This window comes from Streptomyces sp. SD15 (genome assembly GCF_054462255.1).
The window spans coordinates 1-13,753 of record NZ_JBTLMO010000098.1 but is presented as its reverse complement, the minus strand read 5'-3'; the positions used below and the strand labels follow the sequence as shown (position 1 = coordinate 13,753).

The window sequence follows — 13,753 nt, the reverse complement described above, 5'->3', positions numbered from 1 at the left end:
CCACCTCGGCCTACTCCAACTCGCCTGCAGCATCATCTGCTTGAGACGACTCCGAACCTCATTCTGAAACGATCAGTAAGAGGTGGCGTTAGCGGCTGCGCGTGCTGCCCCGGGTACGACTCCGAGCCGGTCGACGGGTCGTAGTTCGGGCCCGTGGCGATCTGGAGGATCGCGCCGCCGGAGACAGGGATCTCCGACAGACCGGATGTCAGCTTGTCGACGTACTTGACGCGGTAGCCGAGCGCCCCGGCCGCCGAGCCGCCCTTGAAGTCGACGACCATGCGGTCGAAGCACTCGTGCCGGCCGGCCCTGATATCCGTCAGCGGGGGCTGGCGGTCTCCTGAGGCCCTCCGATCCGAGCAGGTCCGGATCGAGCCCGCTCAACTCATCGACCTGGTCGACCCTGCGGAGGCCCTTCGCTGCGCAGCATGGTGAGGAACGGCCTCGGCGCGACTGCGGCTCGACCCGCCCGCAACGAGAAAGCCCCGGTCAGAGGGGACACTGGATGAGCTGTTCGGACCAGATCGTCTTGCGGTTCTGGCCATGGCGGCAGCCCCAGCGCTCGGCTAGTTGGGCGACGAGGAACAATCCGCGTCCTCCCTCGTCGGTGGTGTGGGCGCGCCGCAGGCGGGGCTGGGTGCCGCTGGAGTCGGTGACCTCGCACACCAGGACGTTGTGGCGAGTCAGGCGGAGGTCCATCGGCGCACGACCGTAGCGGATGGCGTTGGTGACCAGTTCGCTGACGATGAGCTCGCTGGTGAAGAGGAGGTCCTCCAGCCCCCACGTGGTGAGTTGGCGGGTTGTCCATTCTCGGGCCTTGGAGACAGCGGCAGTGTCGGCCGGGATCTGCCAGTGAGCGGTGTCCTCCGCCGGGACGGCGCGGGTGCGGGCCAGGAGCAGCGTCGCGTCGTCGCGCGGCGCTTGGTCTGTCAGGTCGGCGAGGAGAGCCCGGCCGGTTTCGTCCAGGGCACGATCCGGACGGCAGGACGCGGCGAGGGCTTCCGTCAGGCGCCGCAGGCCTTGGTCGATGTCGTGGTCGCGCTGTTCGACCAGGCCGTCGGTGTAGAGGGCGAGGACGCTGCCCGGCTCGAGGTCGATCGTGGTGGTCTCGTACGGCATGCCGCTGACGGCGAGCGGTGGCCCCGGAGAGATCCCGACGGCTTCGGCGGTCCCGTCGGGCCGGACCAGGACGGGTGGCGGGTGCCCGGCACTGGCTATGGCGCATCGTCGGGTGACCGGGTCGTAGACCGCGTACAGGCAGGTGCCGCCGACGATGTCGTGCTCGCCCGGTGGGGCTTCGGCCGCGAGGCGCTGGACCAGGTCCGCGATCCGGGCGAGCAGCTCGTCCGGTTCGAGTTCCAGGTCTGCGAGCGTCTGGATGGCGGCGCGCAGGCGGCCCACGGTGGCGCTTGCGGGCATACCGTGGCCGACGACGTCCCCGGCGACAAGAGCCAGCCGGAGAGAGGGCAGAGCAATGGCGTCGTACCAGTCGCCGCTGATTTCGGATCCGCCGCCTGCGGGCAGGTAGGCGCTGGCAGTCTCGGCTGCCGGAGTGTCGGTCGTGGCCGGGGGAAGGAGGAGCCGCTGCAGTGCTACGGCCGCCCTGTGCTCGCGCGTGTAACGGCGGGCGTTGTCGATGGCGAGCGCCCCTCGGGAGGCGATCTGCGTCATGAGATCCGCCTCGTCTTCGGTGAAGGGGTCGGATCGGCCGCAGCGCCAGGCCGTTATGGCGCCGAGCGTGAGCCCGCGGGCATGCAACGGTGCCACCATCACCGAATGGGCGTCCTTCGGGACGAGATACTCGACCACCTGCGGGTCGCCGACCATGGCGATGAAGTCGTCAAGGCCGAAGACGAGTGTCTCGCCGTGTCGGAAGCTGCGCAGGAGGGGGTGGTCGGGAAAGGTCGGGACGGGGTCGCCGCGCTTGATGCCGGCCGGCCACACTGCGGTGGCCGGCGCAAGGGCCGCGTTGCCCATGTCTCCACCGCCCAGCCGCTTCGAGGGTTCTTCCCCGTCGAAAACGGAGTGCGCGAGGTCGACTGCGGCAAGATCCCCGAACGCAGGTGCGAGAACGTCCGCAAGGTCCTGCGCGGTGCGCACGACATCCAGGGATCCTCCTACTCGCTCGGCCACCTCGCGGGCGAGATCCAGATGACGTCGGGCGCGCATCTGGTCGGCGTTGTCGAAGTACAGGGCTGCGACCCCCGTGGGGCGTCCTCGCGCGTCCTCCAGTCGGAAGGCGGACAGCGACAGCGCGTGCTGCCGCGCCGGATCGTGCCGACAGCTCACGTGCTGGTTTCTGCGGACCAGTGCAGCACCGGTCTCGAGTACCTGGCGCAGTAGTGCCTCGAGGTTCTCGGCGTCCTCGGTGCACAGCACGTCGCTCAGCCGAGAGCCGGGCTGTACTGGACGGCCGTCGAAAGTGTCCGGCGTGGCGTTCGTCTGCACAGTGGTGAGATTCGTGTCGTGCACAGCGATCGTGATCCGGTTCTGTGCGGACAGTGCACGCAGGAGCGCTGCGCCCTGCTCGTGGTCGGCGACGTGGTGGGTAGGGGCCGCCAGGACGAGGACCTCCGCCGAGCCCCCCAGCTTGGTGGTCCGGAAGGTGACATCGATGGTGTCGCCGCACTTGTGCCACAGCCGTACCCGGCCGGACGCCGGCATCTCCGTGGCGCCGCGCAGGTCGTCCGGGAGGTCGGCCACCAGTTCCTGCACGGGGCGGCCACAGACCTCCTCGGCGCGGAACCCCGTCAGGTCCTCTGCTGTCCCGGTCCACCGCACCACCGCGCCTCGATCGTCGAGCACGGCGGCTGCCGGACCGTCGCAGGCGTACAGCCTGCCGCTGGGACCGGAACCGGAGACGCCCGTCGATCCTTGGGAGGCGTCTGCCGAGTAGGCGTTCCTGACATTCTCTATATCCATCTCTGGCTTTCTTTACGAGGGCCTGCGGCTCGAGAGATCGGCATGCTGTGCCGACCGTCGGCCGGCCGGTCGGCAGCGCGTCACGCCGCAAGGGCTTTGGAGGGCAGGTCTTGTTCGGCCCAGACGACCTTGCCGTCCGTTGCGGAGCGGGAGCCCCACCTGTGGGACAACTGAGCGACGAGGGAAAGACCGCGGCCGTTCTCGTCGATGGTGTGGGGATGACGGGGGCGTGGGTGGCTGGGGTTGCTGTCGGAGACTTCGCACGTCAAGACCTGGTGCTGGATGAGCCGTAGGCGGATGGGCCCGGCGCTGTAGCGGATGGCGTTGGTGACCAGTTCACTGACGATCAGCTGCTCGGTGTCCACCAGATGATCAAGCCCCCATTCGCTGAGCTGGCGGGCGGCTGCCTGCCGGGCGATGCGGACGGCGGCAAGCTCGTTCGGCAGTTCCCAGGAGGCGACCTGGGCCGGTTCGAGTCCGTGAGTCCGCGCAAGGAGCAAGGTGACATCGTCGGCCGGGGCCTGAGTCGGCAAGGTCTCGATCACCTGAGAGCACAGGTCTTCCAGGGGCGAACCGGACTGTGCCAGGGCGGCGCCCAGGCGATCCAGGCCCACGTCGATGTCGTCGTCGCGGGACTCGACCAGACCGTCGGTGTAGAGCGCGAGCAGAGTTCCCTCGGGCAGTTCCAGTTCCACGGACTCGAAGGGGATCAGACCGAGGCCGAGGCCGAGCGGGGCCCCGGCGGGCATGTCGGGGAACGTGGCATGGCCCTGCGGGTCGATGATCGCGGGCGGGGGATGCCCGGCCCGCGCCATCGTGCACCGCCGGGTGACCGGGTCGTAGACGGCATACAGACAGGTGGCGCCCACCGCCGCGGGGAGCTGGTCCGGAGCGTCGGCATCCTCCTCGCTCAGCCGCCTGACCGTGTCATCGAGGTGCGCCAGCAGTTCGTGGGGAGGCAATTCCATGTTCGCGAGCGTGCGGACGGCGGTGCGCATTCGGCCCATCGTCGCCGCGGCGTTGATGCCGTGTCCGACCACATCTCCGACGACGAGGGCCACCCGGGCGCCAGACAGCTTGATCACGTCGAACCAGTCGCCCCCCACGCCGTGGTCCATGTCAGCCGGCACATAGCGCGAGGCCACATCGAGGGCGGCGCCGCCTCCCACATGGTGGGGGAGCAGGTCGCGTTGGAGCGTCAGGGCCGCGGTGCGTTGGCGCGCGTACTGGAGAGCGTTGTCCAGGCTGAGCGCGGCCCGGGTGACGAGCTCCTCGGCGAGGAGGAGGTCGTCCTCCTGGAACGGCGTCTGCTCCTCGGAGCGGGCGAACACCGCCAGTCCCAGCACACAGCGCCGTGCACGGATGGGTACGACCATCAAAGAGTGGACGCCGCTGTCACGGAGCTTCTGCGTCCGCACCGGGTCGTGAAGGGCCCAGGGGCCTGAAGAGGTGTCCAGCGCCGATTCCAGGTAAGACCTGCCCGTGCGCAGGACGGCGGCGAACAGCGAGCTCGGGAAGGGGCGGATCACATCTTGGCGCACCCACGGCAACTTGAGGACACCCGGGTCGACGGAGGCCACACCGGCACGGCGCAGCACAGGTGGGCGGTCGTTCGCCGCCGTGCCGGTCCCCGCCGAGGGATCCACGCCGAACGGAACCGACTCCACCAGGTCGACGACTACGTGGTCGGCCAGCAGGGGCACGGCAAGGTCGGCCAGTTCCTGCCCGGTCTGCATGACGTCGAGGGTGCTGCCGATGCGCGTGCTGGCTTCGCTGAGGATGGCAAGGCGCTCGCGCGCCCGCCGGTTGCCGGTGACGTCCACGCTCATGGAGCACACTGCCAGTGCCGTGCCCTCCGCGTCCTGGAGGCAGAAGAACGAGGCCGAGTACGCGTGCTCCCGGCGCCGGTCCGTCGACGACCACGCCCGGTACTCGTGGACCATGGTGGTGCCGCTCTCCAGCACCTGCCGCATCACCACCTCGAGCGCTTCGGCCTCGACGGCGGGCAGTGAGTCCCGCAGGCGGCGTCCGAACCATCGCTCACGAGGAGTGCCGTGGTGGCGCTCCATGACGTCGTTGACCCAGGTACACCGCAGCTGCGGGTCATAGACGGCGATGCCGATCGGTGCGTGGGCCAGGAGCGACTCCCGCACAGCTCCGTTGGACTCCCCCGAAGACAAGGTGCCTATGTCGGTCACGGACACCAGCCACCGGGTGCCGGCGTCCTGCCCCCACAGCCGTGAGATCCGCAGCGTCATTTTGATGGCGTGGCCGTCGCGGTGGCGGACCGTCACGGTGCCGGACCAGCCATCCTGGGCACGGCACTGCTCGGCGAACGCCGAAGCACTCGGGGCGTCCTCGGCGGGCGGCAGCACGTGTGCGGCGGACCGGCCCACCACTTCCCCGGCCGAGTACCCGACAAGCTGCTCAGCAGCGTGCGTCCACCCCACCACGTCGCCCTCCGCATCGAGCATCGCTATGGCCGCATCGGGTATCTCTCGGGGGCTCACCGGCTCGGCAAGTGGCATGTGGTCGGTGTTCGTCATCCGTTTCTTCCCATCGGTGCGGAGGTGTGCGACAGCGTCGGCATGTGCGGCGTCGGCAATGTGCGGCGTCGGCATGTGCGGCGTCGGCCCGATGGACGGCTTTGTCCACTTCTGATGAAATAGTCAGTTACGACCGCTTCATCGTCAAGTCCCTCGAAATTGATCAAATGCCCAGATATGTCCGTACGCTGTCACGTCACGCCACCGCGGAGTCGGGATTGGTGGGCCGGGGTGGACAGTTGAAACGGGCAGCGCAATGATGAATTCATCAGAAATGCTGCTCTTATCCATGGAGCATGCCGATGCCAGCCCCACGCAGGAACCGATTCGAACGCCGTCGTGCCGAGACCCGCCAGGCGCTCGTCCGCGCCGCACGGCAGATCCTGGCCGAGTCCGGCGGCACCAGCGCCAGCATCCATGCCATCGCGGAGCGCGCGGACGTGGGCCTCGGCTCCTTCTACAACCACTTCACGGGCAAGCCGGACCTGTTCGACGCGGCCGTGGCCGATGCACTGGAGGAGTACGCCCAAGCCGTCGACGAACGCCTGCACGGCGTCGATGATCCCGCCGAGCGCCTCGCTGGGGGCGTGCGGCTCAGCGCGCGCATGGCCGAGTCATATCCGGAGATCATGCAGATCCTGTGCCACAGCCAGCTCGGTCGGATATGCGCCGGCGACGGACTGGCTCCGCGCGCGAAGCGCGACGTGGAGCAGGGCATGGCCGCAGGCCGGTTCGCCGTGGTCGACCCGGTGATCGCCCTGACCGTGCTGAACGGCAGCCTGCTCGCGCTCCTGGAGCTGTGGTGCAACCAGCCCGAGGCCGACAGCGACCAGGCCGCAGGCACGATGGCCGAGATGATGCTGCACATGCTCGGCCTCTCCCCGGATGAGGCCCGTGACCTCGCCCGGCGGCCCCTTCCCGCCGCAGCGTGAAGAGGTTCCTGTCGCGCACCGGCCGGCCGGCGCCGACTGCGCACCGATTCCCGCGGCCTGCGTAATGGACCGGGGTGGCTGGTATCTCTCGCCTGCTGTCGCCGCCCCTCAGTCTCAGAGTTGGATGGGCAGGTGGCGGGGTCCGCGGAGCATGGCGTTCTGGCGGTAGGGGGGCGGGTCCTGGACCAGGCGTGCCGTGCCGAGGCGGGGGAGCAGCGCGCCCAGTGCGGCCTGGGCTTCGATGCGGGCGAGGGGTGCGCCGTAGCAGACGTGGATGCCGCTGCCGAAGCCGAGGTGCTCGTTGTCCGGGCGGGTGGGGTCGAACCGGTCGGGATCATGGAACCGCCTGGGGTCGCGGTTGCCCGAGGCCAGCACCAGAACGACGGGGGTACCTTGGGCGATCGGCGTACCGGCGACGTCGATGTCGGCGAGCGGGACGCGCTCACGGATGTGGACCGGAGGTTCGTAGCGCAGCAGTTCCTCCACCGCTCGCGGCAGCAGGTCGGGGTCACGGCGCAGCTGGTCCAGGTGCTCGGGTTGGCGCAGCAGGGTGAGCACCCCGTTGGTGATCAGGTTGACCGTGGTCTCGTGTCCGGCGATGAGCAGCAGCACGGCGGTTTCCGCGAGTTCCTCCTGGGTGAGCCGCAGGGCCGGGTCCGGCTCGTTGACGAAGGCGGAGAGCATGTCGTCGCTCGGCTTGCCACGGCGCTGTTCGGCGAGGTTGACCAGGTACCCGCCCATCTCGATGCGCGCCTGGTCGCCCGCCTTGTCCGTCTCGGTGGTGTCCGCCTCGGGCCTGACGTCGGCGGCGGCGACCAGAGCGTCGGACCAGGCCCGGAAGAGCGGCTCGTCCTCGTGCGGTACGCCGAGCAGGCGGCAGATCACCGTGACGGGCAGCGGGTAGGCGAAATCGTCGACGACGTCGATCTGCCGGCCCGCCTCGAAGGACTCCATCAGTTCCTTGGCGATCCGGTCGATCTCGCCGCGCATGGCATCGACCCGGCGCGGGCTGTGCGGCGGGCCGAAGGGCCGCATGGCGAGGGTGCGCAGCCTGTGGTGCTCCGGGTCGTCGAGCCGCAGGAACGGCGGCTTGTGTGTCACTTCGCCACGGCTGCGGGGGTCGACACTCATCCGCGGGTCGTGGAGCAGAGCGGCGATCTCGTGGTAGGTGCCGACCAGGTAGCTGCCGTCTGCCTGCCGCACCACGGGACCGGCCTCGCGGAGTTCCGCGTACAGCGGGTAGGGGTCGGGGCGACTGGCGTAGTCGGTGATCCGTGCCAGCAAGGTCTCGGAGGGCATCGTGGCTCCTCGTCGTTGACGGGACGTGGATCAGCCCGTGGGCTGCACCACGGTCAGTCGGCGGTCGGGCAGGTACCCGGTGAGCGCCACGGTGGGGCCGTGAGACAGCCCCTTCGGATCCGGCACGTCGGACGGAATCATGATGTCGGCCGCGATCGCACGGTCCTGGGCGCCGGGCGGGGGCGGGAACGGAGCAGCCGTCTCGATCAGGTGCCGGTAGTAGTCGAGCGACTTGGCCATGTCGACGGTGACGGCGGCGGTGACCCGTCCCTGGTAGCCGTAGACCATTGCCAGACGGCGCGCCTCCAGGGAGCCCTGAGCGATGACCACGTGGTCGGAGTAGGTGGGCACGCCCACCGATTTGATGTTGAGCCCGAACTGGGTCGACCAGAACGACGGGACGGCCAGGTGCGGGCGCTGCAGAGGCCCCGGATTGACCATGTTGTGTGCCGCCACCTCGGCCTGCTCGACGGCGTTTCCCCAGTGTTCCAGGGAGAGCATCTGGTAGCCGAACAGCGGGTGGGGGAAGCGGGAGACGTCACCGGCCACGAAGACGTCGTCGGTGACGATTCCGTACATGTTGAAGGCCCGGCACCCGGCGTCGCAGGCGATTCCGCGCGGGCCTGCCGCCAGCCCGGACTCCGCCAGCCATTCGACGTTGCGTACCGCGCCCAGCGCCACGACGCAGACGTCGGCGTCGACGCGGCTGCCGTCGGACAGCTCCGCACCGGTGAAGCTGCCGTTCCCGCGCAAGGCAGTGACCGTCACCCCGGTGCGCAGGTCCACGCCGTGGTTGCGCTGCATGACGGCCGCGAGCTGCGACAGGGTGCCACCGAGCGCGCCCACCAGGGGGGCGGGGCCGCGTTCGGCGACCGTGACCTCCAGTCCCCGTTCCCGGCAGGCCGAGGCGATCTCCGAGCCCGTGAAGCCGCCGCCGATCACCAGCACGCGCTCCGGCCCGGCGGCCAGCCGCTGGGCCAGTCCCCCGGCGTCCTCGCGGGTGCGCAGGGTGAACACCCCGTCCAGGGCGGCTTCCTCCGGGTTGGGCCAGGGCCGCGCGCGGGTGCCGGTGGCGATCAGCACTCGGTCGTACGGCAGTGACTCGCCGTCCTCCAGCAGCACCTGTTTCGCAAGCAGGTCCACGCCGGTGGCGCGCACGCCCAGCCGCCAATCGGCGTTCGGGTCCTGGCGCATCGGCAGCCCGGTGGTGTCCGCCGTCGCCTGGCCGAGCAGCACCTGCTTGGACAGCGGCGGTCGGTCGTAGGGCGGGTGGGGCTCGTCCCCGACCACGGTGAGTGAGCCGGCGAAGCCCTCCTCGCGCAGCGCCTCCGCGGCCCTGAGCCCGGCCAGCGACGCGCCGACGATGACGATACGGCCGTCCTTGAGGTCACCGGGCACCGGCGCCCACCTCCTCACCGAGGAGGATCGCCTGCACCGGGCACGCCGCCGCGGCCTGGCGCACGCGCTCGACCTGGTCGTCGGGGACGGCCGTGGCGTACAGCAACCCCTCCTCCCCGTGCAGCCGGAACACCTCCGGCGCGAGGAACACGCACTGCGCATAGCCCTGGCAACGCGTGAGATCCACAACGGTCTGCATCCCCACCACTCCCTCCGTTGTCTCACCCCCTCGCTTCCAGCATGGGGGTGGACCCGGGCGCCCGCATGCCACGGCTCCCGAGACGGAAATCCCGGGCAAGCTCGCCCCTCAGTGGCGAGGGCTCAGCCCAGGACGTGGTCGAGTCCGAAGGCCGCGCCGACGAGGAAAAGATGGGTGAAAGCCTGGTAATAGATGACAAGTTGCCCGCCGATATGGCTGATCTCCTCGGCGCAGAGCCCGAGATGGTCGGTTCAGGTGAGCATCTTCTCGAAGGCCAGACGGACTTCGTCCAGGCGGCCGACGCGGTCCGGGCGAGGACGTCGAGCTGTTCCCGCCGCCGCCGGCCGTGCGGGCCATTTTCGCCGCCTCGACATTTCCGTACGTCGTATGGTAATCCTTGGAGGGCACTTCCATACGTCGTATGGAAGTGTTTCGCTCGGACCACGCCAGGCGCCACACATCGCCTGCCTGCAGCCGATGGTGCAGATCGCACCGATCGGGAAGGAAAGACCATGAAGAAGCCCACGAGGCGCGTTGCCGTCACCGCTTTCTCCGTGGCGGTCGTGGGTGTCGCCGTTCTCGGTGCCGGGGGCACCGCTTCGGCCACGACTTCTGCGTCCGAGCCCGTCCAACGCCCGGCCTTCAGCGTCAACACCGACGCCTACCGCTGGGACCACGGTGTCGGCTACCTGCTCGAACTGGGCTACTCCTGGGACGAGATCCATGGCTGGCACCACGACGGCCGGGACGAGATCAGCGGTTGCTGACCGCCGCCCAGGCAGGAGTGAAAGTCGATGGAGTCTTTGAAGACCGTCATGCAGGGGGTGGCCGTGCAGCTTGTCGTCTCGCGCACCTACTCGCTGTCCATGTGCATGAGCCTGCGGTACGAGCCCACTGATCCCTATGTCGTCCGTGCCGCCTTTTACACCGACACCGACGAGCCGACCGAATGGGTCCTGGGGCGGGATCTTCTGGCCGATGGCCTGAGGGGTTCCGCAGGCTGTGGGGACATCCGGGTCTGGCAGGCCGCCGGCCGTGGCGACCAAGCGATGTACATCGTTCTCGGGTCTCCCGCAGGCACCGCCTTGCTCGAGGTTCCCGTGCAGGACGTCAAGGCCTTCCTGGAGAACACGGAGGCGCTGGTGCCACGGGGTACCGAGTCCGGACACATCGACTGGGACCTCGAACACGCGAACCTGTTTGCAAAAAGCTGAGAGAAGCCTCCCAACCGCCGTGCGGATGGGGACCTTTGTCCCGGCCACAGAAGAGAAGGAAAGAGAGTTCATGTCCCAGTACCAGCTTCGTGTCTACACACTGAGCAGCCCTGAGGCGCTCGTCGCCTACGAGAACATCTGGTCCATGCACATTCCCGGTATGGCCAAGCACAGGATCGCCACACACGGCGTCTGGACGGGGCCCGCAGCTCCCGGGAGCGAGGTGCCCCGGCTGTACGCCCTCGTTTCCTACCGGGACGCCGACGACGTTCAGGAGCGGCTGGAGGCGTACCTGTCCAGCCCCGAATTCCGCGCGGACATGGAGGGCTTCGACATGAGCCAGATCGTTGGCGTCGCCGAGTCCGTGCTGACGCCCACCGCCGACTCACCCTTGCGGTGACAGGTACCGAGCCGCTCGAGGTCTGCGGCGACCTTCTCGTTCGTGCCGGAACGCCGCGCAACTCCGCCACGGCGCTCGCCGGACGGCAACCGGCATGGACGAGATCGGCGAGGTCGGGGGCCAGCTGCAGTTGCCGAAGACCCGGTTGAGTGCCCGTCAGTACGGGCGGCCGACGCCCGGTGACATGGAGGCCCAGCCGACCGGGGGGGTGAAGGCGTACCGGCGGGACCGTGCGCCAGGCTGCTGCCGTGTCCGCAGCTCGGCCGACCGAATCATGCGCAGCGGCGTCGTCCGGAGAGCGAGCGTGCCGCACGGCAGCGTCCAGAGGTCTGGCCACGGCCGGACGCTGCGGTTCCTGGGACCGTACGAGACCGGGCGCCATGCACACCATCCAGGCGAGCGAACCAGGGGCAAGGGTGAGCGCGAGGTGGCGTAGGGCAGGCTGCGCCCGCAGGGCGCGCACGTGGATCCGCCGACGGTGTACACCACCAGGTCGGCCACAGATCGGCCGCCCGGCCCAGCCGCAGCACACCGCGCATCTGCTGCGGCCGCCTGGACAGGGCCTTCCGGGTGTGATGGGTGCGGTGCCTCCTGAAGCATTGCGGCCTGAGGCCCGCCCGTGGTCGGGCGGGCCTCAGGCCGCAATGCTTCAGGACTGCCCGATCAATGGCCGACGCCCTGGCCGTCACCATCGGCGGGGAGTCGGCTCTCCAGGCCCGTGATGATCGTGTCCAGCGTCAGGCGGAAGACGCGGTTCTCGTCACGGCCTGGAGGGGTGAGCCCGTCTTCGCCGACAGTGGGGGGTTTGAGGCTCGTCCACCGGTGGAGCGCGCCGTTGAGTTCGGCGCTGAGGACACCGGTGAGGACGGCGCCCACGAGAGCAGTGATCAGCGGGAGATCCGAGTGCGGCACCCCTGCGGCGTCCAGGATCGCGGTGAGCGCAACCCAGAACGGGTCTTCGGGCTGGATGAAGTCCGACTGGTGGCTGAACGAGTAGCCCATGAGCTTGGGGTGGCGGTGCGCCAGCGTCCGGAAATCCGTGGCGAGCAGGCGGATGCGCTCCTGCCAGGGAGCGTCCTCCAGCGTCACGGTGCGGAACTGGGTGCCGACCATTCTCGCCACGCCGCGCAGCACGGCGTCCTTGTTCGGCACGTGGTGGTACAGCGACATCGGGTTCGCATCGAGCGCGGTCGCGAGTTTGCGCATGGTGAGCGCCTCGACCCCGTCCGCGTCGATGAGCCGCAGGGCGGCGGCATAGATCCCGGCCTCGGTCAGAGGCACGTCCCTCTTTCTTGTTCCCCGCGGGGGACGCTTCGCCTTTTCCATACGCGGACGGTATCAGTTTCATACAGCGTATGGAAATGAGCTCGGCCACACGACGGCATGACGGTCGCCCGCATGGCCCCGGGCTGCGGTCGACTTTCCATACGCCGTATGGTACCAATTCCATACGGCGTATGTTTCTGGGGTGCACCCCGGCATCGCCGGCTCCCTTGCCCACCCCCTTCCTGTACAGAGGAGCAAGCCATGACCACCCAGTCAAAGAACGACCTGCGACCCATCCGGTCTCCGCGCGGGGTCCCCTTCCTCGGCCACACGCCGCAGATCCCCAGCACCAACCCGGTGGAGTACTTCGGCGAGCTGTCCAAGCGGTTCCCCGAGGGGCTCTACGGCATGGAGATCGCCGGGATCGAGCAGGTCTTCGTCTGGGATCCGGACCTGGTGGCCGAGGTCTGCGACGAGACGCGGTTCTTCAAGCAGATCGACAAGACGCCGCTGGCCCATGTCCGGGACTACGCGGGAGCCGGCCTGTTCACGGCCCACCAGCACGAGGAGGAATGGGGCATGGCGCACCGAGTCCTCCTCCCGGCCTTCAGCCAGCGGGCGATGAAGGGCTACTACGGGCAGATGCTGGAGATCGCCCAGAACCTGGTGGGCAAGTGGGAGCGCAGGGAGGGCCAGTCGGTCAACATCACCGATGACTACACCCGGCTGACCCTGGACACGATCGCCCTGTCGGGGTTCGGTTACCGGTTCGACTCCTTCGCCAAGGAGGATCTGCACCCCTTCCTCAACGCGCTGCTGGAGGCGCTGGTCGAGTCGTTGCGGCGCTCGCAGGAGCTGCCGATGATGACCAAGATGCGCAAGGCCGATGACAAGAAGTACCGCGAGAACATCCGGCTGATGCGGGACCTGGTCGAGAGTGTGATCAAGGAGCGCCGTGAGGGGATGAGCACCGCTGAGGATGACCTGCTGGGTCTGATGCTGGAGGCCACCGACCCGGAGACCGGCAAGGGGCTGGACGACGACAACGTCCGTGACCAGGTGGTGACGTTCCTGATCGCCGGTCATGAGACCACCAGTGGTCTGCTGTCGTTCGCCACGTACTCGCTGATGCGCAACCCGCACATCCTGGCCCAGGCCTACGCCGAGGTGGACCGGCTGCTGCCGGGCGACACGGTCCCGGACTACGACACGATCATGCAGATGGACGTGATCCCGCGGATCCTCGAGGAGACCCTGCGCCTGTGGGCTCCCATCCCGTTGATCGGCAAGTCCCCGCTGGAGGACACCGTCATCGGCGGCAGCTACGAGCTGAAGAAGGGAGCGCGGGTCAACATCCTCGAGGGCCCGCTGCACACCCACCCCAAGGCGTGGGACCGGCCGGACGAGTTCGACATCAACCGGTGGCTGCCGGAGAACCGGGTCAAGCACCACCCGCACGCCTACAAGCCGTTCGGCAACGGCGTGCGTGCCTGCATCGGTCGGCAGTTCGCGCTCACCGAGGCCCGTCTGGCCCTCGCGCTGGTGCTGCAGAAGTTCAAGTTCGCCGACACCACCGA

At 68.8% G+C, this 13,753-nt stretch carries 12 protein-coding genes; 5 read left to right on the top strand and 7 right to left on the bottom strand.

From position 1 onward, the window contains the following. Window positions 1-32: 32 nt before the first annotated feature. The 3 genes from ACX28W_RS42845 to ACX28W_RS42835 form a co-directional block, all read right to left on the bottom strand. Complete coding sequence (locus ACX28W_RS42845) at window positions 33-314, bottom strand: AMIN-like domain-containing (lipo)protein (protein ID WP_459005513.1); 282 nt, start codon at window positions 312-314, stop codon at window positions 33-35. A gap of 175 nt (window positions 315-489) precedes the next feature. Beyond that, the gene (locus tag ACX28W_RS42840; RefSeq protein ID WP_459005512.1) at window positions 490-2,922 is read right to left on the bottom strand and encodes an ATP-binding SpoIIE family protein phosphatase; all 2,433 of its coding nucleotides are present in this window, start codon (window positions 2,920-2,922) and stop codon (window positions 490-492) included. Between the two features lie 80 nt (window positions 2,923-3,002). Then, window positions 3,003-5,468 carry a SpoIIE family protein phosphatase gene (locus tag ACX28W_RS42835; protein ID WP_459005511.1) on the bottom strand — a complete coding sequence of 822 codons (2,466 nt, stop codon included), beginning with the start codon at window positions 5,466-5,468 and terminating at the stop codon, window positions 3,003-3,005. 296 nt (window positions 5,469-5,764) lie between these two features. On the opposite strand from ACX28W_RS42835, the gene ACX28W_RS42830 reads away from it, so the two are divergent. Continuing rightward, window positions 5,765-6,400 carry a TetR/AcrR family transcriptional regulator gene (locus ACX28W_RS42830; RefSeq protein ID WP_459005510.1) on the top strand — a complete coding sequence of 212 codons (636 nt, stop codon included), beginning with the start codon at window positions 5,765-5,767 and terminating at the stop codon, window positions 6,398-6,400. 114 nt (window positions 6,401-6,514) lie between these two features. Here the strand turns inward: ACX28W_RS42830 and ACX28W_RS42825 are convergent, their stop codons facing one another. Genes ACX28W_RS42825 through ACX28W_RS42815 form a run of 3 tightly spaced genes read right to left on the bottom strand, consistent with a single transcriptional unit; the run spans window position 6,515 to window position 9,296 of the window. Next, on the bottom strand, window positions 6,515-7,699 hold the full coding sequence (locus tag ACX28W_RS42825; RefSeq protein ID WP_459005509.1) for a cytochrome P450: 1,185 nt from the start codon (window positions 7,697-7,699) through the stop codon (window positions 6,515-6,517). Between the two features lie 30 nt (window positions 7,700-7,729). Further along, window positions 7,730-9,097, bottom strand: a complete 1,368-nt coding sequence (locus ACX28W_RS42820; RefSeq protein ID WP_459005508.1) for an NAD(P)/FAD-dependent oxidoreductase — start codon at window positions 9,095-9,097, stop codon at window positions 7,730-7,732. After that, a complete protein-coding gene (locus tag ACX28W_RS42815; protein WP_459005507.1) occupies window positions 9,087-9,296 on the bottom strand; it encodes a ferredoxin in 210 nt (69 codons plus the stop codon). The genes ACX28W_RS42820 and ACX28W_RS42815 overlap by 11 nt, the downstream gene beginning before the upstream one ends. A gap of 512 nt (window positions 9,297-9,808) precedes the next feature. Between ACX28W_RS42815 and ACX28W_RS42810 the strand changes: the two genes are divergently transcribed. From ACX28W_RS42810 to ACX28W_RS42800, 3 genes are all read left to right on the top strand, one after another. Beyond that, complete coding sequence (locus ACX28W_RS42810) at window positions 9,809-10,063, top strand: hypothetical protein (RefSeq protein WP_459005506.1); 255 nt, start codon at window positions 9,809-9,811, stop codon at window positions 10,061-10,063. 27 nt (window positions 10,064-10,090) lie between these two features. Further along, the gene (locus tag ACX28W_RS42805; protein ID WP_459005505.1) at window positions 10,091-10,510 is read left to right on the top strand and encodes an SsgA family sporulation/cell division regulator; all 420 of its coding nucleotides are present in this window, start codon (window positions 10,091-10,093) and stop codon (window positions 10,508-10,510) included. A gap of 70 nt (window positions 10,511-10,580) precedes the next feature. Continuing rightward, entirely contained in the window at window positions 10,581-10,910 is a 330-nt protein-coding gene (locus tag ACX28W_RS42800) for an NIPSNAP family protein (RefSeq protein WP_459005504.1), read from the top strand. A gap of 663 nt (window positions 10,911-11,573) precedes the next feature. Here the strand turns inward: ACX28W_RS42800 and ACX28W_RS42795 are convergent. Next, on the bottom strand, window positions 11,574-12,191 hold the full coding sequence (locus ACX28W_RS42795; RefSeq protein ID WP_459005503.1) for a TetR/AcrR family transcriptional regulator: 618 nt from the start codon (window positions 12,189-12,191) through the stop codon (window positions 11,574-11,576). 246 nt (window positions 12,192-12,437) lie between these two features. Here ACX28W_RS42795 and ACX28W_RS42790 point away from each other — a divergent pair. Then, a partial coding sequence (locus ACX28W_RS42790; RefSeq protein WP_459005502.1) for a cytochrome P450 occupies window positions 12,438-13,753 on the top strand: 1,316 nt, incomplete at its 3' end.

Bases quoted from the DNA above. Each gene is read 5' to 3' on its own strand.
- ACX28W_RS42840 (WP_459005512.1), bottom strand. From the start codon at position 2,922: ATGGATATAGAGAATGTCAGGAACGCCTACTCGGCAGACGCCTCCCAA.
- ACX28W_RS42835 (WP_459005511.1), bottom strand. From the start codon at position 5,468: ATGACGAACACCGACCACATGCCACTTGCCGAGCCGGTGAGCCCCCGA.
- ACX28W_RS42830 (WP_459005510.1), top strand. From the start codon at position 5,765: ATGCCGATGCCAGCCCCACGCAGGAACCGATTCGAACGCCGTCGTGCC.
- ACX28W_RS42825 (WP_459005509.1), bottom strand. From the start codon at position 7,699: ATGCCCTCCGAGACCTTGCTGGCACGGATCACCGACTACGCCAGTCGC.
- ACX28W_RS42815 (WP_459005507.1), bottom strand. From the start codon at position 9,296: ATGCAGACCGTTGTGGATCTCACGCGTTGCCAGGGCTATGCGCAGTGC.
- ACX28W_RS42810 (WP_459005506.1), top strand. From the start codon at position 9,809: ATGAAGAAGCCCACGAGGCGCGTTGCCGTCACCGCTTTCTCCGTGGCG.
- ACX28W_RS42805 (WP_459005505.1), top strand. From the start codon at position 10,091: ATGGAGTCTTTGAAGACCGTCATGCAGGGGGTGGCCGTGCAGCTTGTC.
- ACX28W_RS42800 (WP_459005504.1), top strand. From the start codon at position 10,581: ATGTCCCAGTACCAGCTTCGTGTCTACACACTGAGCAGCCCTGAGGCG.